The following is a 17,444-nucleotide window of genomic DNA, read 5'->3' on the forward strand; positions in this document are numbered from 1 at the left end:
CGCAGAGTTGCAATAAAAAATTACAACAGGATGATTTTGAAAGGATTATGGAGAACTATACCTGAACCCTGTTTATTAAGAAAGCAACTCACCAGGAATAATCCGTAATAAATAAAAACAGCACGCAAAAATAAGCCCTAAAGGATAATCCTGCAGGGCGAATATATTGATCACAACTTTTCGAGCATCAATCCGGCACGTAAACCGCAGGCCACGTTAGGGTTGGGAAAAAGAACGTATTCAACATCATGGGTGACGATAAAACGTTCATCTCCGTCCTGCGCCAGCAAGGTGCCTTCTTTAAAGGGGGTAAAGTTTAGCGTCTGGTTATCCATGTGGAGAATGAAATCGTCGCTACGACGCGTGATTTGCGACACCACGCGATAACGCAGCGGGGATATTTCTCTCGTCGACACCCGCTCGCCCTGCAGCAATTTCTCCAGTGCGTCTGCCGTTTGTGCAAACTGGGTAAGATCGTTTTGCCCGAACGGCAGCGCTTTACCCAGTTCCAACGTACAGGCCAACGCACCAAAATGTTCCCCGCTAAAATGGGTGAACGTGCCGCCAGGCGTCTGATGGAAAACCAGCGCTTCCAGTCCCGCATCTCCCAGCCATTCAAGAAAATCCTCGTCCCAGGCAACGTTGCGTTGTGGCAATACGCCAAAGCGCAGATGCTGTGAACCGCGGATCGCGGTGTGCAGATCCAAATGCCAGCGCACAGGCTCCTTTGCGCGCGAATAAAAATCTTCAAGACACAGCTCAAGCTCGTGGGCTCGGTGCGTTTCTTCACTCGCGGTAAAAATCTGCCACCGGCCGCCAAACATACGATTCAGGTCGCTATGACAATATCGTTTTCCCGCAGCCAGCGCCTGCGGGTTTCCCAGAATCACCAGCAGCCGCCATGTCAGTGTCAGCTCGCCGCTAAACAGACTGGAAAGCAATGAATCGAGTATCTCTACCGGCGCGGTTTCATTGCCATGGATCCCCGCAGACAGCACCAGAGAATGTTCAACGGGTGCAAGCGGCGTCAGTTCCAGAATTCCGTGACCGATCCACTGCCAGTCAAAACCATGAGTGGTTCCTTGCGTTTTCTCTGGAGTGGCACCTGCGAGCGTGATCGCCAGAAAGTTATCCATGGTGCATCCCCTCCTGCTGGAAAGGATACATTGAGCCGAGGTTGAGCAATTGCGTCAGCGTATCCAGCGCTTCACGCCCCTCGCGCAACAGCTGTGGGTCGGCAAGGTCGGCAGCGGTAAGACGATCGCGATAGTAACGGTCAACCCAGTTATTCAACGTGTTAAACAGCGTGTCGTTCATGATAACCGCCGGATTCACCGCCTGCTGTTCCTGCGGAGTGAGCACCACTCTCAGGCGCAAGCATGCCGGACCACCGCCGTTGGACATACTTTCACGCAGATCGAATACCCGCAGGTCATCGATCGGATTGTCTTCCTCGAGAAGCCGGTTCAAATACCGCCACACGCCAGCATGCTCCCGACACTCCTGTGGCAGGACCAGCATCATCGAACCGTCACTACGACTCAGCAACTGACTGTTAAACAGATAAGTGGTCACGGCATCCTGCACCGACACTTCCGCTGTCGGGACTTCCAGCGGGGTAAAACCTGCCACCTGGCTGCGCAACTGCTCTAACAATGCCTGCTGTCTGACAAACGCCTGCTGATGACAAAACAGCACCTGGCGATTCGACACCGCAATCACATCGTTATGGAACACGCCAAGATCGATAACGTCCGGGTTTTGCTGAGCAAAAATGCGCTGATGTGGGTTGACCTGATTCAGTCGCGCGACCGCCTCGCTGGCCTCACGGGATTGCCTTGCAGGATAGCGCTTCGGTTGGGATGCATTGCCTTCTTCACGACCGTAAACAAACAGCTGTACGCCGGGGTCACCGTAATCTCCACCGAGGCGGTTATGGTTTGCCGCCCCTTCATCGCCAAAAAGCGCAACCTGGGGTAACGCACCGTGGACTGCAAAGCTATTCTCATCACGGAAAATCGCCCGTAACAATGCTTCGGTAGTAGGCGCTTCCAGTGAACGGTGGAACTTATTATTCAGATTCGCCACCGTCAGATGCACTTTCCCGTCCAGCGAGTCTGCCGAAGGGCACACCGTTGCCGCATTCGCTACCCACATAGGCGATGCGGAGCTGGCACTGGAGAGCCAGTGAGGCGCCTGACGCGACACTTTATCCAGCACCTGTTCGTCACTGCCGCTAAAACCCAACTGACGCAGAACCGGAATATAAGGCCGCTCGTGGGGCGGGATCACCGCCTGAGGAAATCCTGCATCCGCCAGTGCTTTCATCTTCAGCAGACCTTGCTTTGCCGCCAGACGCGGGTTCGACACCTGAAATCGATGTTTGGTTGAGGCCTCATTACCAAATGACAATCCAGCATAGTGGTGAGTTAGCCCCACCAAACCATCAAAATTTACCTCACGGGCTTTCATAGCTTATCCTCGCGAGAAAAATCCAGTCCCGGGCTAAGCGCCGTTGGCAGCGTTAAGGCCGGGGATTCCAGACTTGCCATCGGCCAGGCGCAATAATCTGCGGCATACCACGCGCTGGCGCGATGGTTCCCGGAAGCGCCTACACCGCCAAACGGTGCGGTACTGGCAGCGCCGGTTAACGGCTTATTCCAGTTGACGATCCCTGCCCGCGCCTCCAACAGTAGCTGTTCAAACTGGCCGCGATCGGGCGAAACTAACCCACACGACAATCCAAAGCGGGTGTTGTTCGCCATACGAATCGCATCATCAAAGCTGTCATAACGCCAGACGCCGAGCAGCGGACCGAAAACCTCTTCATCAGGTACGTTCCCCGCCCCGGTCAGTTCGATGATTCCAGGGGTCAACAGTGACGTTCCGGCATTTAACAGACGTGGCGCTAACAGCGTACGGCCGCCCAACGACGCCAGACGCTGCCAGGCATCATAGACGTGTTGCGCTGCCTGTTCGGAAATTAGTCCACCCATAAATGGCTGCGGTTGTGCATCCCAGTTGCCGGGCATTAAACGCTGACTAACCTCCACCAGACGCTTCAGGAACGCATCACCCTGCGCGCCTTTTTTTACGAGCAGGCGGCGGGCACAGGTACAGCGCTGTCCGGCGGTGACAAATGCGGACTGAATGGTCAGATGCACTGCGGCATCAATATCTTCCGGATTCTCAATAATCAGCGGGTTGTTGCCCCCCATCTCCAGGGCAAGGATTTTTTCCGGCTGGCCGGATAACTGCTTATGCAGCTGATAACCGGTATTCGCACTGCCGGTAAACAGCAGGCCATCAAGGTCTTCCAGCGCACTCAGCGCCTGTCCCGTTTCACGTCCGCCCTGCACCAGATTCAGCACGCCCGGCGGCAACCCCGCCTGCTCCCACAGTTTTGTTACTGCTTCACCGGTCCACGGCGTCAACTCGCTGGGTTTGAAAATCAACGTATTGCCTGCCAGCAATGCCGGAACAATATGACCATTGGGTAAATGACCGGGGAAGTTATACGGACCAAAAACCGCCAGCACGCCGTGTGGGCGATGGCGCAACGTTGCCGCACCATCCGGTAGTTCGCTGTGCTGCTCACCGGTACGGGCATGATAAGCTTTGACGGAGATGGCGATTTTATTGATCATCGCCGTCAGTTCAGTCGCGGCTTCCCAATGAGGTTTTCCGGTTTCCTTGGCGATAATCTGAGTTAGCTCGGCTTTATTGCTTTCCAGCAATAAAGCAAACTTTTCAACAATAGTCTGGCGTGCGCTGAAAGGCTGTTTAGCCCAACCGGCAAAGGCCGCGCGTGCGGCCAGGCACGCTTGCGTCACCTGCCTTGCATCTGCATCATTACCGTGCCACAGCACATCACCGCTTACCGGGTTGGTTTTCACCCGACGCTCGCCCAGCCCCGTCACCCAGTCACCGTTTATCCATAGTGTCATGCTGTTTTCTCCTCTGCACAAAGACGTACAAAACGTACATGGTCGCCCGCGTGGCATTTCAGGGCATCCAGTTGCGCCGCCGTCAGTACCAGACGTTGGGTATCCGGGTCTGCGCGAACCAGCATGACGCGGAAGTTTTGATAGTTTTCATTGGCAACCAGACAGGCCGGATAATCACCGGTTGCTGGCTGACCTTCCGCCACTTCCACCAGTCGGCTTTTACGGATAGCCCGCACCCGGTCAATATCACATTCCAGGGTCGGCCCGCCGTCGAAAATATCGACATAGTTACGGTAGCGAAACCCTTCTTTCTCCAGCACTGCCCGAGCAGGAGCCGTTTGCGGATGCACCTGACCAATCACGCCTTGCGCTTCATCAGACAGAAAATGGGTATAAATAGGATGCTTGGGCATCAGTTCAGCAATAAAGGCTTTCTGCCCTGTCCCGCAGAGAAAATCCGCCCGGCTGAACTCCATTGAGAAAAAGCGTTTACCAAGGCTTTGCCAGAACGGCGAGTAACCGTGCTCATCAATCACGCCGCGCATTTCGGCCACGACTTTCTCATTAAATCGGTCGCGAAAGGCCGCCATAAACATAAAGCGCGATTTTGACAGCAAATAGCCGTTGCCTTCTTTTCGCCAGTCCGGATCGAGAAACAGCGTGCAAAGCTCGCTGCTACCCGTGTGATCGTTACTCAGAAACAGCGTCGGCAGCGCGTTATAGACATTCAGCTCTTTCGAGGCGTGGACCAGGGTACCAACCCGGTAGTTGTACCAGGGATCGTTAAGCCCTACCGCTACCTCAATGGCGCAAATCCCGGCCACGGTTCCGCTGGTACTGTCTTCAAGCACAAACACATATCCCTGCTCACTTTTTGGCAACTCACCGCGCCAGGTTTGGAGTGAACGTTCGATACGCGCCATCAGCGTAGCTTCATTCGCCGGTAGCGAGGTCAACCCGCCGCCGGTCTTACTGGCAAGCTGCATCAACGCGGTGATATCCGCGCGTTCAATGGGACGAATCACCATCATGATGAACCTCCTGCTTTAATGCGTTCGCAGGCCAGCGCAAAGCGATCCAGTCCGGTGGCGACTTCTTCTTCGCTGACGTTGAGCGCTGGCGCAAAACGCACCACGTTAGCGCCAGCGATCAGTACCATCACCCCGGCAACAGCCGCTTCTTGCGAGATGAGTTTCGCTTTCCCGGCAAATTCCGCGTTCAGCACGCAGCCGATCAGCAGTCCGAGTCCACGAATTTCACTAAACAGTCCAAAACGTTCGTTAATGGCGTTTATACGCTCCACAAACCAGTCGTGGCGCTGTTTTACTCCGTTGAGCACTTCCGGTGTATTCACAATTTCCAGCAATTTACCTGCCACCGCCGTCGCCAGCGGGTTTCCGCCGTACGTTGTACCGTGTGTACCAACCGTCATCACGCTGGCGCAACGCTCTGTCGCCAGCAGTGCGCCGATGGGGAAACCACCGCCCAGCGCTTTTGCTGTCGTCAGCAGATCCGGCGTCACGCCGTAGTGCATATAGGCATACAGCTCCCCGGTACGGCCAACGCCGGTCTGAACTTCATCAAAAATCAGCAGCGCATTATGGCGATCGCATAACTCACGTAGCCCCTGCAAAAAGGCTTTTGTTGCCGGTACCACACCGCCTTCACCCTGCACAGGCTCCACGATAACCGCACAGGTGGTGTCATCAATCAGTTGGCTGGCAGAATCGAGATCGTTGTATACGGCATGACGGATATCCGGCGGCAGCGGCGCGAAATCCTGTGAATAGGCAGGCTGTCCTCCGGCGCTGACGGTAAACAGCGTGCGGCCATGGAAAGCATTTTTAAACGCTACAATCCCGCTCTTCTGGCTGCCAAAACGATCGTGGGCATATTTACGCGCCAGTTTTAGTGCCGCTTCGTTGGCTTCTGCACCGGAGTTACAGAAGAAAATGCGCTCGGCGAAGGTGGCGTCAATCAGCTTTTTCGCCAGACGCAGTACCGGCTCGTTGGTGTAGCCATTTCCCGTATGCCAAAATTTGCTCGCCTGGTCGTTTAATGCCTCGCGCAATGCCGGGTGGGCGTGACCCAGCGCGTTAACCGCAATGCCTCCCGCGAAATCGATATACTCTTTACCCTGCTGATCCCACAGACGTGAACCTTCACCCCGCACCGGAATAAAAGGGGCCGGAGCGTATACGGGCATCATCCATTCATCAAAATTTTCACGCGTAATTGACAGAGACATAGCGACCTCAACGGTAAATAAAAGGTTATTTATATGTTAATAAATATAGTGTTTGCGGTGTAAATGTAGATTGCAGGGTTCGTGCCAGCCAGCGAAAAAAGTGCATAAACGGAGGTCGATGACGGAATATCAACAAGTTACAACGTGGCGATATTCACTGCATGTGCATATAAAGTGAATATGTTTGCGCATCAGGCGACTAAACAGAGGAAAAAACGCAGTTTTATTCAGTCGCCAAATATAATTCTGGAATTGTGATCGTATACGAAATTTTTCGGAAATTATTGCTCCATTCCGACGCGCTTCGCGCCAAAACGGTGCAGTTTTTGCTCCATCGTTAACACCATTAGCAATCATTGTTGGAATCAGGTGACAAGAAGCAGTCAGGCTGCAGAAATTCTGCTAACATCCTTGCACTATTCATCTTGCAAAGTGGCAGCGACTATGAAATTTGTCTCTTTTAATATCAACGGCCTGCGTGCCCGTCCCCATCAACTGGCAGCCATTGTCGAAAAACACCAACCGGATGTTATTGGCTTACAGGAGACAAAAGTCCACGACGATATGTTCCCTCTCGAAGAGGTAGCAAAGCTCGGTTACAACGTCTTTTATCACGGCCAGAAAGGTCATTACGGCGTGGCGCTGTTAACGAAAGAAACGCCAATTGCGGTACGTCGTGGCTTCCCGGGCGATGACGAAGAAGCGCAGCGTCGGATCATCATGGCAGAAATTCCGTCCCCTCTGGGCAGCATCACGGTGATCAACGGCTATTTCCCGCAGGGCGAAAGCCGTGACCATGAAACCAAATTCCCGGCCAAAGCCGCGTTTTATCAGAACCTGCAAAACTATCTGGAGACAGAGCTGAAACGCGACAATCCGGTATTGATCATGGGCGATATGAATATTAGCCCAACCGATCTCGATATCGGCATTGGCGAAGAAAACCGTAAACGCTGGCTGCGTACCGGTAAATGTTCCTTCCTGCCGGAGGAGCGTGAGTGGATGGAACGCCTGCTGGGCTGGGGTCTGGTGGATACTTACCGTCACGCAAATCCTGAAAAGAATGACCAGTTCTCGTGGTTCGACTATCGTTCAAAAGGCTTTGACGATAACCGTGGCCTGCGTATCGATCTGCTGCTGGCGAGCAACCCGCTGGCGGAACGCTGTGAAGAAACCGGCATCGACTATGAAATTCGCAGCATGGAAAAACCGTCCGACCATGCGCCTGTATGGGCTAAATTCCGCGTCTGACCTTCTGCGTCTTTTTACTCTCCAGGCCCGGCCTGGAGAGTCTGTTTATTCTGTGCAAAATCAATAAAGTGACGGTAATACATTGTTACGGCCGGGAATTTATTATATCTTCGCGCGCGCTTTTCGCTGACGAAAATGCTCCATTGCACTCGGTTTTACAGGAGAACCCCCATGAAAAAGAAGTTCGCATAAAGCAGAATACCGGCTGCTGATTGTCGCGGTCCTGTTCTGCGTTCTGGCGGGAGTTTTCCATCATTATGGTCTGACCGACCTGATAACCAATTTCCATCATTTACAAGACGTTATCCGCCAAAGCGGTATGTTCGGCTATACGCTTTATATCCTGCTGTTTATTGTTGCAGCGCTGTGTCTGATCCCAGGCAGCATCCTGGTGATCGTCGGCGGTGTGCTGTTTGGCCCCGTGGCTGGGACGCTTATCTCTTTAGTGGCAGCAACCGTGGCCTCAGCGCTGTCGTTTTTGCTGGCTCGCTGGCTTGGACGGGATCTACTACTGAAATACGTTGGGCACACGGCGACGTTTCAGGCTATCGAAAAAGGCATTGCCCATAGCGGAGTAGACTTTCTAATCCTGACCCGGCTCGTGCCGCTGTTCCCCTATAATATTCAAAATTACGCCTATGGGCTGACGGCCATTCCGTTCTGGTCATTTACCGTAATATCGGCACTTACCACCTTACCCGGTATCTTTATCTATACGCTGATGTCGCATGAACTCGCCAGCGAAGGCATTACCCTGGTATTCATCGGTAAGCTCAGCGTGGCAGGGCTGGCGTTATTCGCCCTCGTTCAGGCAGCCAAAGCCTGGGCCCGATATAAGCACATCGATCCGTCAGCCAACCATGAGTGTACGGGTAAATGATAAAACGGAATAAAGCGCGGCTGACTCGCTATTACCGGGCGGGTTTGATTGCTCTGCTACTGCTCGGGCTAATGGCATGGGCATGGATACCTGGCGTGAGTGATTTTCTCCACGGCAGCCTGACAGCATTTACCACACTCGATCAGCATGCTCTTGAGAACTTTATTCGTTCTTATGGAACCCAGGCGGCGGTGGTGTCGTTCTTCCTGATGATCTTACAGGCCATCGTTGCACCGCTTCCTGCGTTTGTGATCACGTTTGCCAATGCCTCGCTGTTTGGCGCATTTTGGGGCGGCGTACTATCCTGGAGCAGCGCAATGGCAGGTGCGGCGCTGTGCTTTTTTATTGCCCGCATTTTAGGTCGCGGTGCGGTGGAAAAGCTGACCGGAAAAACGGTGCTGAACAATATGGACGCTTTTTTCGAGCGCTATGGTAAGCACACTATTCTGGTCTGCCGCCTGTTACCTTTTGTGCCGTTCGACCCGGTAAGCTACGCGGCTGGCCTGACCTCAATTCGTTTTCGCCATTTTTTCATCGCCACCGGCATCGGACAGTTACCCGCCACTATCGTCTACTCATGGGCGGGAAGCCTGTTAACCGGCGGCACATTTTGGTTTGTGACGGGTCTGTTTGTCCTGTTTGCCCTAAGCGTGGTGATATCGATAGCGAGAAGCCTTTATCTTGAGCGCCAACGGAAAAAAAGCTGAGACCTTCCCCCATTTTTAACCATGGAGATATTATGCGTTACTGCTTATTGTGTCTGAGTTTGTTGCTCTGCCCGCTGGCGACGTTTGCCCAGGACGCCAGCTGGCAACAAATCAAAAATGACGCCCGTGGTCAAACGGTGTGGTTCAACGCCTGGGGTGGCGACAATGCAGTTAACCAGTATCTCGACTGGGTTAGCGGCGAGATGAAAACGCACTACGACATTAAACTGAAAATCGTGCGCCTGGCAGACGCCGCCGATGCCGTAAAACGCATCCAGACGGAAGCGGCATCCGGGCGAAAAACCGGCGGCTCTGTCGATTTACTGTGGGTTAACGGCGAAAACTTCCGTACGCTAAAAGAAGCCGGGCTGCTGCAAACCCAGTGGGCACAATCGCTGCCTAACTGGCGCTATGTTGATACACAAAAACCGGTGACCGAAGATTTCTCCGTTCCAACAGATGGGGCTGAATCACCGTGGGGCGGTGCCCAACTCACCTTTATTGCCCGGCGCGATCTCACCGCGCAGCCGCCGTTATCTCCGCAGGCACTTCTCGAATTTGCGCAGGCGCACCCTGGCACGGTTACCTATCCACGCCCGCCAGACTTTACCGGAACGGCTTTCCTTGAGCAGTTGCTAATTTCGCTCACCACCAAACCACAGGCATTGAAAGTTGCGCCAGATGCAGAGACATTCGCCGAAGTTACCGCGCCATTGTGGCAGTATCTTGATACCTTGCATCCTGTACTTTGGCGTGAAGGCAAAGATTTTCCGCCCACGCCAGCACGAATGGATGCACTGCTCAATAGCGGCACCCTGCGTTTATCATTGACCTTTAACCCTGCCCACGCGCAGCAAAAAGTGGCGAGCGGCGAATTGCCTAAAAGCAGCTACAGTTTTGGTTTCTCACAGGGCATGCTCGGCAACGTGCACTTTGTTGCCATTCCGGCGAATGCCCACGCCAGTGCCGGAGCAAAAGTCGTGGCAAACTTCCTGCTTTCTCCTGAAGCACAACTGCGCAAAGCTGACCCGGCTATCTGGGGAGATCCTTCGGTGCTTGATCCACAAAAATTGCCTGACGAACAGCGTGATGCGCTGCTGGCGCGGATCCCACAGGGGCTCCCTGCCGTGTTGCCAGAACCGCATGCAGCCTGGGTAAACGCTCTGGAACAAGAATGGCTACGCCGCTACGGTACGCATTAATTCTGCTACTCTGGGCCATCATGGCGGCAGTTTATCTGCCGTTGGCGCCAGCGGCATGGTCTCTGATAACACCGGCGCTTAGTACCACACACTGGCTGGCGCTCTTTGCCGATCCTCAACTCCCGCAGGCGTTACTGGCAACGCTGGTTTCCGTCGGCCTCGCGGCTGGGGGCGCGCTGATTATCGCGCTGCTGGCGATCCTCGCCTTGTGGCCCGGCGCAGGCTGGGTACGTCTGTATACGCGTCTTCCGTGGCTGCTGGCAATTCCGCACGTTGCCTTCTCCACGAGCGTGCTGTTGGTTTTTGCTGAAGGCGGCCTGCTCTGGCAATGGCTTGCGTTCTTCAGCCCACAGCCGGACCGCTACGGCATTGGACTTGGCGTAACGCTGGCGGTGAAAGAGAGCGCTTTTTTGTTATGGATTCTCTCGGCCCTGCTGAGTGAAAAACAACTTTCTCAGCAGGTTATCGTATTGGATTCGCTGGGTTACAGCCGACTGCAATGCCTGAACTGGCTGGTTCTGCCCGCTATCGGCCCGGCATTAGGTAAAGCTATGCTGGCAGTCGTGGCCTGGTCACTCTCCGTTGTTGATGTGGCAATCGTTCTTGGCCCCGGCAATCCGCCAACGCTTGCCGTATTGAGCTGGCAGTGGCTCAGTCAGGGCGACGTCGAACAGCAGGCGAAAGGCGCACTTGCCAGTCTGTTGCTGGTGCTGTTACTCCTTGTTATCGCGCTGGTGGGTTATCTGCTCTGGCGTACCTGGCGACATACTATTCCGGCAGTAAACGGTGAACGCCAGCATTTTTCATCTATGACAATCGTACGCCCGCTGGTACAGATTTTGCCCGTCAGCGGTGTGGTATGCGCGCTGGTACTGGCGCTTATCGCCAGCTATTCCTCGCTAAACAACGAGGCGCTCAGCAATAGCCTGCAACTGGGGCTCCTTTCCAGCGTGCTGGCGCTTCTGATACTTTTTGCCTGGCTGGAATGGGGTCCACAAACCGGACACCGCTGGGTCTGGCTACCGCTCATTTTGCCTGCGCTACCGCTGGTAACCGGACAATATCTGCTGGCGTTATATGCCGAACAAGATGGACTGATGACGACCATTATCTGGGGCCACCTGCTGTGGGTGATGCCCTGGATGCTATTTGTGCTTAAACCGGCGTGGCAGCGCATTGACCCACGATTAATTTTGATTGCGCAAACCCTGGGCTGGACGCGGGGGCGGATATTCTGGCTGGTGAAATGCCCGCAGCTGGCGCGCCCGGCATTGATTGCCTTCGCGGTTGGCTTCTCGGTTAGTATCGCCCAGTATATGCCAACGCTGTGGCTAGGTGCCGGACGCTATCCTACGTTAACCACCGAAGCGGTGGCATTAAGCAGCGGCGGTAGCAGTGCGATTCTGGCAACACAAGCGTTGTGGCAGCTGCTTTTACCACTGCTCGTTTTCGCACTTGCAGCCTTTCTCGCCGCGTGGATCGGCCGCTTTCGACAAGGACTCCGCTAATGCTTACCGTACGAGGCGTTTCGTTGTATCAGGGCGCGAAAGCACTGGTGAAAGACGTTAATTTTCAGGTTAACAAAAGTGACATTGTCACAATTATGGGACCTTCCGGCAGCGGGAAATCTTCGCTGTTTTCATGGATGATCGGGGCGTTGTCTCCCCAGTTCCAGGCCTCAGGCGAACTGTGGCTTAATGAACGACGCATCGATACGTTACCTACCGCGCAGCGCCAGATTGGCATTTTGTTCCAGGATGCGCTGCTGTTTGACCATTTCAGCGTTGGGCAGAATTTACTGCTGGCCTTACCCGCCAGCCTGCAAGGTCCCGCCAGACGCCATGAGATTGAATGCGCTCTCGCACGCGCTGACCTGGCAGGTTTTTATTCGCGCGATCCGGCATCACTCTCCGGCGGACAACGCTCACGTGTCGCCCTGCTCCGCGCGCTGCTGGCGCAGCCCCAGGCGCTGTTACTTGATGAACCCTTTAGCAGGCTGGATGCGTCGCTACGCGATAACTTTCGCCAATGGGTCTTCACCGAGGTGCGTAAGCTGGGGATCCCGGTGGTACAAGTCACGCATGATGCGCAGGATGTCCCGCCTGCAGGCCGCGTATTTCAGATGGAAAACTGGGCGTGAATGTGGCGATATGCTGCGTTAACGCAAGGTTTTTACGTAACTGGCGGCACAGAATGTCGTCTTCTTTTTTTCAATGTCGGGCTATTCGATGAAACGTGTTTCTCAAATGACCGCGCTGGCACTGGCTTTAGGGCTCGCTTGCGCTTCTTCCTGGGCTGCTGAAACAGCACAGGCGCTCACCCTCAACCAGTTACAGCAAAAGCAAGGCGCGGCGATCGATACCCGTCAGAGCGCTTTTTACAACGGCTGGCCACAATCGCTCAATGGTCCTTCAGGACACGAACCTTCCGCACTGAACCTGTCTGCCGCCTGGCTCGACAAGATGAATGATGAACAACTCAGCTCCTGGGTTAAGTCACATCAACTTAAGACCGATGCTCCGGTGGCGCTGTATGGTAGCGATAACGACATGCAGGCCGTTAAATCCCGTCTGCAAAAAGTTGGCTTTAACCAGATTTCAACCCTCAGCGATGCGCTGACAGACCCTGCCCGTCTGCAACGTCTGCCGCACTTCGAACAGTTGGTTTACCCACAGTGGCTGCACGATCTTCAGCAGGGTAAAGACGTGACTGCCAAACCGGCGGGTGACTGGAAAGTGATTGAAGCCGCCTGGGGCGCGCCGAAGTTGTATCTGCTCAGCCACATCCCCGGCGCGGGCTACATTGATACCAATGAAGTTGAAAGCGAACCGCTGTGGAATAAAGTTTCCGACGAGCAGCTTAAAGCGATGCTGGCGAAACACGGTATCCGCCACGACACCACGGTAATTTTATACGGCCGCGATGTCTATGCCGCCGCTCGCGTGGCGCAAATTATGCTGTACGCAGGCGTGAAAGACGTTCGTCTGCTCGACGGCGGTTGGCAAACCTGGTCCGACTCAGGTTTACCGGTCGAACGCGGCACTCCGCCAACGGTGAAACCAGAGCCTGATTTCGGCGTGAAAATCCCTGCCCAGCCGCAGCTTATGCTGGATATGGAACAGGCGCGCGGTCTGCTGCATCGCCAGGATGCATCTTTGGTGAGCATTCGTTCATGGCCAGAATTTGTCGGTACTACCAGCGGCTACAGCTACATTAAGCCAAAAGGTGAGATCGCAGGCGCGCGTTGGGGCCACGCGGGCAGCGACTCCACCCACATGGAAGATTTCCATAACCCGGATGGCACCATGCGCAGCGCGGATGACATCGCCGCCATGTGGAAGCAATGGAATATCCTGCCGAATCAACAGGTCTCTTTCTATTGCGGTACCGGCTGGCGTGCTTCAGAAACGTTTATGTATGCCCGCGCAATGGGCTGGAAAAACGTCTCTGTTTACGATGGTGGCTGGTACGAGTGGAGCAGCAATCCGAAAAACCCGGTAGCCAGCGGTGAACGGGGTCCGGACGTCAGCAAGTAAGACTGGCATTATTGCCGGATGCGGCGAGAACGCTTTACCCAGCCTGGATATATCATCGTTGTAGGCCGGATAAGCGAAGCGCATCCGGCAACGCATTACCTTACGCCTGACGCTGAACGGTTTTCAGCGTCAGATATCCGCTCCAGATCCGGGTGAACGTTGTCATCCAGCACAACGCGCCAAAGACCCACGCCAGCACGGCAAAATAGTCCGGGAACAGACACCCCAACACAAACAGCAAAATTGTCTCAGTTCCTTCGGTCAGCCCGCCAAGATAATAAAACGATTTATGCGCGTAACCGGGGTTATCAATCTGATGTTTCGCTGCCAGTGCGGCGAAGGCCAGAAAGCTGCTACCGGTGCCAATGAACGCGAACAACAGCCAACTGCCTGCCAGCGCATTCTGCGCCGGAGCGGCAAGAATAAAACCAAACGGCACAAGGGCGTAAAATAAAAAATCGAGCGAGATATCGAGAAATCCCCCCGCGTCGGAGAGCCCTCTGCGCCGTGCCAGCGCCCCATCCAGTCCGTCAAACAACCGATTGAGCACAATGGCCACCAGCGCCGCCAGATACCAGCCTAACGCCAGAAATGGCAACGCCAGCACGCCAATGGCAAATCCGACCAGCGTAAGTCCGTCCGGGGTAATCGCCGGTTTATCGATAATACCTACGCACCGATGCAACAGCGGTTTTAATCGTGGATGAAGATGGCGGTCAAGCATGCGGGCGTCCTTTAAAACTGTCGCACAGTCCCTGCGAGGGAATATCGAGAGCGGCATTAAAACGCGCCGAGAGATTTTGAAACGCAATCAGCGCGGTCATTTCCGTAATGGCATCATCGGTAAAATGCTGCTTCATCTGCACTTTCAGCGCATCGTCAACCTGTGGAGGCGTTGCGGTAACCGCATCGGCATAGGCCAGCGCTACGCGTTCTTCAGCGCTAAACAGCGTCGAATCTTGCCAGGTGGCAACCTGCATGACTTTATCCAGCGCGCCACAGCGTTCTGCCAGCCGTAAACTATTCGCATCAACACAGAAAGCGCAGTGGCAGACCTGAGAAACGCGGGTCATCAACAGCGCACGCATCACCGGCGTTAAGCGCGCCTTTTTACGCTCCAGAAACCCGACAAACAGCGCCACCAGCCAGAACAGAAACGGCATCCGCCCCCACCAGCGCGTGGGATGCAGCACATCGCCATAATGTTTTTTCTGCGTGGCAACGAGCGGTTTTAAACTGGAAGGGATACGCGTTAACGGCTTTACCCACGACTGAGGTTCGTTCAACGGTGGCTCCTGAATACTTTAGATAAAACAAAGATAACGATAGTATGTCATTTTCTGCTGTTAGATCTTGATGAATATGATGAAAACCCTCGACGTGGTCGCCGCTATCATTGAACGTGATGGCAAAATTTTACTGGCTCAGCGTCCGCTGCATGCGGATCAGTCAGGCATGTGGGAGTTTGCCGGGGGTAAGGTTGAGCCGGGCGAAAGTCAGCCCGAGGCGCTGATCCGTGAATTGCGTGAAGAATTGGGCATTGAGGCGGTCGTGGGGCGCTACATTGCCAGTCATCAACGCGAGGTTTCAGGCCGATTGATTCACCTACACGCCTGGCATGTACCGTCTTTTCAGGGGGAATTGAGAGCGTTTGAACATCAGGATATCGTCTGGTGCTCACCCGAAGAGGCGCTGCGTTATCCGCTGGCACCCGCCGATATCCCGTTGTTAGAGGCGTTTATCCTTTTACACGCCGCCAGACCAGCGGATTCGTGCTGATCGTTTTATCATCGCGCTGGCACTGCAACAGAACGCCATCGGCTTTAATCACCGCCCCTTCAGAGTAGTTTTGATCCTGATAAATACAGCACTGGCTACAGGGCTGAGCCCGCTGACCGCTGGAACTGAACACTTCCGGCGGTACATTCACCTGCACATCCGGGCGATAAAGCTGATTTGCCAGCGTCACGCTGGACACCAGTACCAACGCTCCTGCCATGATTAAACGGCGCATTGTCTTTCCTTTTTAACTGACATTTATGCTCAGTATAACGGTATAAATCGGCAGAAACTTTAGTCCCTTCCATCATCGCTTTTGGTTATGACCCACGGCGCAATATTAATTTACTTAGCGGGGTTAATTTTTTCTTGCGTCACGTCACACTGCTGATGGTATAGTCAAAAACTGCACAACACATAACATAAATATCAAAAATATAACCATATCAATACATAAGAGGTTCTTATATCTATGGATCAGACATGTTCTCTGGAGTCATTTCTCAACCATGTGCAAAAGCGCGACCCGAATCAAACCGAGTTCGCGCAAGCCGTTCGTGAGGTAATGACGACGCTGTGGCCCTTTCTTGAGCAGAACCCGCGTTATCGTCAGATGTCGTTGCTGGAACGTCTGGTTGAACCGGAGCGCGTGATCCAGTTCCGCGTAGTTTGGCTGGACGATCGCAATCAGGTGCAGGTCAACCGCGCGTGGCGCGTACAGTTTAGCTCTGCCATTGGTCCGTACAAAGGCGGTATGCGTTTCCACCCTTCCGTAAACCTGTCGATCCTGAAATTCCTCGGCTTCGAGCAGACCTTTAAAAATGCCCTCACCACGCTGCCGATGGGCGGTGGTAAGGGCGGGAGTGACTTCGACCCGAAAGGTAAAAGCGAAGGTGAAGTGATGCGTTTCTGCCAGGCGCTGATGACCGAACTGTTCCGCCATTTAGGTCCTGATACCGACGTCCCGGCGGGCGATATCGGCGTGGGTGGTCGTGAAGTCGGCTTTATGGCCGGGATGATGAAAAAACTGTCCAACAACAGCGCCTGCGTCTTTACCGGTAAAGGTCTCTCTTTTGGCGGCAGCCTGATCCGCCCGGAAGCCACCGGCTACGGTCTGGTGTACTTCACCGAAGCAATGCTCAAACGCCATGGTCTGGGCTTTGAAGGCATGCGCGTGGCGGTTTCTGGCTCCGGCAACGTAGCGCAATTCGCCATTGAGAAAGCCATGGAGTTTGGCGCGCGAGTAGTTACCGCCTCCGATTCCAGCGGTACCGTAGTTGACGAAAGCGGATTTACTAAAGAAAAACTGGCGCGTCTGTGTGCGATCAAAGACAGCCGTGACGGTCGCGTGGCGGATTACGCCCGTGAGTTTGGCCTGACCTATCTGGAAGGAAAACAGCCGTGGTCGGTTCCGGTCGATATCGCCCTGCCGTGCGCCACTCAGAACGAACTGGATGTCGATGCAGCGCGCGTACTGATCGCCAACGGCGTGAAGGCAGTCGCCGAAGGGGCAAACATGCCGACCACTATCGAGGCCACCGATCTGTTCCTCGAAGCGGGCGTACTGTTCGCACCGGGTAAAGCCGCAAACGCCGGTGGCGTAGCGACATCCGGTCTGGAAATGGCGCAAAACGCCGCTCGTCTGGGCTGGAAAGCGGAGAAAGTGGATGCGCGCCTGCACCACATCATGCTGGATATTCACCATGCCTGCGTTGAATACGGCGGCGAAAGCAAGCAGACCAACTACGTACGTGGCGCCAACATCGCGGGCTTCGTGAAGGTTGCCGACGCGATGCTGGGTCAGGGCGTGATTTAATATTGTCTCTGCAGGCCAGTAGGCCGGATTAGGCACGGGTGCCGCATCCGGCTAAGCCTGATGCGCTATGCTTATCAG

At 54.4% G+C, this 17,444-nt stretch carries 17 protein-coding genes; 9 read left to right on the forward strand and 8 right to left on the reverse strand.

The annotated features are described in order from the left end of the window. Window positions 1–170: 170 nt before the first annotated feature. The 5 genes from astE to astC are packed head-to-tail and all read right to left on the reverse strand — an operon-like array spanning window position 171 to window position 6,195. Window positions 171–1,136, reverse strand: coding sequence for a succinylglutamate desuccinylase (astE, locus tag OGX97_RS08815; protein ID WP_032943143.1), 966 nt, complete (start codon window positions 1,134–1,136; stop codon window positions 171–173). Further along, window positions 1,129–2,472 (reverse strand): N-succinylarginine dihydrolase, encoded by a 1,344-nt coding sequence (astB, locus tag OGX97_RS08820; RefSeq protein WP_235124059.1) that lies wholly within the window; start codon window positions 2,470–2,472, stop codon window positions 1,129–1,131. The genes astE and astB overlap by 8 nt, the downstream gene beginning before the upstream one ends. Continuing rightward, window positions 2,469–3,947 carry a succinylglutamate-semialdehyde dehydrogenase gene (gene astD / locus OGX97_RS08825; RefSeq protein ID WP_218659335.1) on the reverse strand — a complete coding sequence of 493 codons (1,479 nt, stop codon included), beginning with the start codon at window positions 3,945–3,947 and terminating at the stop codon, window positions 2,469–2,471. The genes astB and astD overlap by 4 nt, the downstream gene beginning before the upstream one ends. Then, a complete protein-coding gene (astA, locus tag OGX97_RS08830) occupies window positions 3,944–4,978 on the reverse strand; it encodes an arginine N-succinyltransferase (RefSeq protein ID WP_060682309.1) in 1,035 nt (344 codons plus the stop codon). Before astA ends, astD begins: the two co-directional genes overlap by 4 nt. Next, window positions 4,975–6,195 carry a succinylornithine/acetylornithine transaminase gene (gene astC / locus OGX97_RS08835; protein ID WP_048214345.1) on the reverse strand — a complete coding sequence of 407 codons (1,221 nt, stop codon included), beginning with the start codon at window positions 6,193–6,195 and terminating at the stop codon, window positions 4,975–4,977. Before astC ends, astA begins: the two co-directional genes overlap by 4 nt. A 444-nt stretch (window positions 6,196–6,639) precedes the next feature. On the opposite strand from astC, the gene xthA reads away from it, so the two are divergent. From xthA to OGX97_RS08870, 7 genes are all read left to right on the forward strand, one after another. Next, a complete protein-coding gene (xthA, locus tag OGX97_RS08840) occupies window positions 6,640–7,446 on the forward strand; it encodes an exodeoxyribonuclease III (RefSeq protein ID WP_003030642.1) in 807 nt (268 codons plus the stop codon). Between the two features lie 223 nt (window positions 7,447–7,669). Next, the gene (locus OGX97_RS08845; protein WP_170974252.1) at window positions 7,670–8,326 is read left to right on the forward strand and encodes a TVP38/TMEM64 family protein; all 657 of its coding nucleotides are present in this window, start codon (window positions 7,670–7,672) and stop codon (window positions 8,324–8,326) included. Continuing rightward, complete coding sequence (locus tag OGX97_RS08850; protein ID WP_235124067.1) at window positions 8,323–9,033, forward strand: TVP38/TMEM64 family protein; 711 nt, start codon at window positions 8,323–8,325, stop codon at window positions 9,031–9,033. Before OGX97_RS08845 ends, OGX97_RS08850 begins: the two co-directional genes overlap by 4 nt. A gap of 32 nt (window positions 9,034–9,065) precedes the next feature. Next, window positions 9,066–10,235 carry an ABC transporter substrate-binding protein gene (locus tag OGX97_RS08855; protein ID WP_218659337.1) on the forward strand — a complete coding sequence of 390 codons (1,170 nt, stop codon included), beginning with the start codon at window positions 9,066–9,068 and terminating at the stop codon, window positions 10,233–10,235. After that, window positions 10,208–11,743: a thiamine ABC transporter permease gene (locus OGX97_RS08860; protein ID WP_218659338.1), complete on the forward strand. Its 1,536-nt coding sequence runs from the start codon at window positions 10,208–10,210 to the stop codon at window positions 11,741–11,743. The genes OGX97_RS08855 and OGX97_RS08860 overlap by 28 nt, the downstream gene beginning before the upstream one ends. Continuing rightward, window positions 11,743–12,375 carry an ATP-binding cassette domain-containing protein gene (locus tag OGX97_RS08865; RefSeq protein WP_191226105.1) on the forward strand — a complete coding sequence of 211 codons (633 nt, stop codon included), beginning with the start codon at window positions 11,743–11,745 and terminating at the stop codon, window positions 12,373–12,375. Before OGX97_RS08860 ends, OGX97_RS08865 begins: the two co-directional genes overlap by 1 nt. Window positions 12,376–12,463: 88 nt before the next feature. After that, on the forward strand, window positions 12,464–13,771 hold the full coding sequence (locus tag OGX97_RS08870; RefSeq protein WP_218659340.1) for a sulfurtransferase: 1,308 nt from the start codon (window positions 12,464–12,466) through the stop codon (window positions 13,769–13,771). A 100-nt stretch (window positions 13,772–13,871) separates the two neighbouring features. Here the strand turns inward: OGX97_RS08870 and OGX97_RS08875 are convergent, their stop codons facing one another. Both OGX97_RS08875 and OGX97_RS08880 read right to left on the reverse strand, forming a co-directional pair. Continuing rightward, on the reverse strand, window positions 13,872–14,495 hold the full coding sequence (locus OGX97_RS08875) for a CDP-alcohol phosphatidyltransferase family protein (protein ID WP_008784544.1): 624 nt from the start codon (window positions 14,493–14,495) through the stop codon (window positions 13,872–13,874). After that, complete coding sequence (locus tag OGX97_RS08880) at window positions 14,488–15,057, reverse strand: carboxymuconolactone decarboxylase family protein (protein ID WP_020996450.1); 570 nt, start codon at window positions 15,055–15,057, stop codon at window positions 14,488–14,490. The genes OGX97_RS08875 and OGX97_RS08880 overlap by 8 nt, the downstream gene beginning before the upstream one ends. Before the next feature lie 79 nt (window positions 15,058–15,136). Here OGX97_RS08880 and OGX97_RS08885 point away from each other — a divergent pair, with 79 nt between their 5' ends. Then, window positions 15,137–15,550, forward strand: coding sequence for a pyrimidine (deoxy)nucleoside triphosphate diphosphatase (locus OGX97_RS08885; protein ID WP_103285981.1), 414 nt, complete (start codon window positions 15,137–15,139; stop codon window positions 15,548–15,550). On the opposite strand, the gene OGX97_RS08890 is transcribed toward OGX97_RS08885, so the two are convergent. Then, a complete protein-coding gene (locus OGX97_RS08890; RefSeq protein WP_167819845.1) occupies window positions 15,510–15,785 on the reverse strand; it encodes a YnjH family protein in 276 nt (91 codons plus the stop codon). The two genes, OGX97_RS08885 and OGX97_RS08890, sit on opposite strands and share 41 nt — an antisense overlap. 237 nt (window positions 15,786–16,022) lie before the next feature. Between OGX97_RS08890 and gdhA the strand changes: the two genes are divergently transcribed. Continuing rightward, the gene (gdhA, locus tag OGX97_RS08895; RefSeq protein WP_111465749.1) at window positions 16,023–17,366 is read left to right on the forward strand and encodes an NADP-specific glutamate dehydrogenase; all 1,344 of its coding nucleotides are present in this window, start codon (window positions 16,023–16,025) and stop codon (window positions 17,364–17,366) included. The last annotated feature ends 78 nt before the right edge of the window (window positions 17,367–17,444 follow it).

It is taken from the genome of Citrobacter sp. Cpo061 (assembly GCF_030332845.1).
GTDB classification, from domain to species: domain Bacteria; phylum Pseudomonadota; class Gammaproteobacteria; order Enterobacterales; family Enterobacteriaceae; genus Citrobacter; species Citrobacter portucalensis.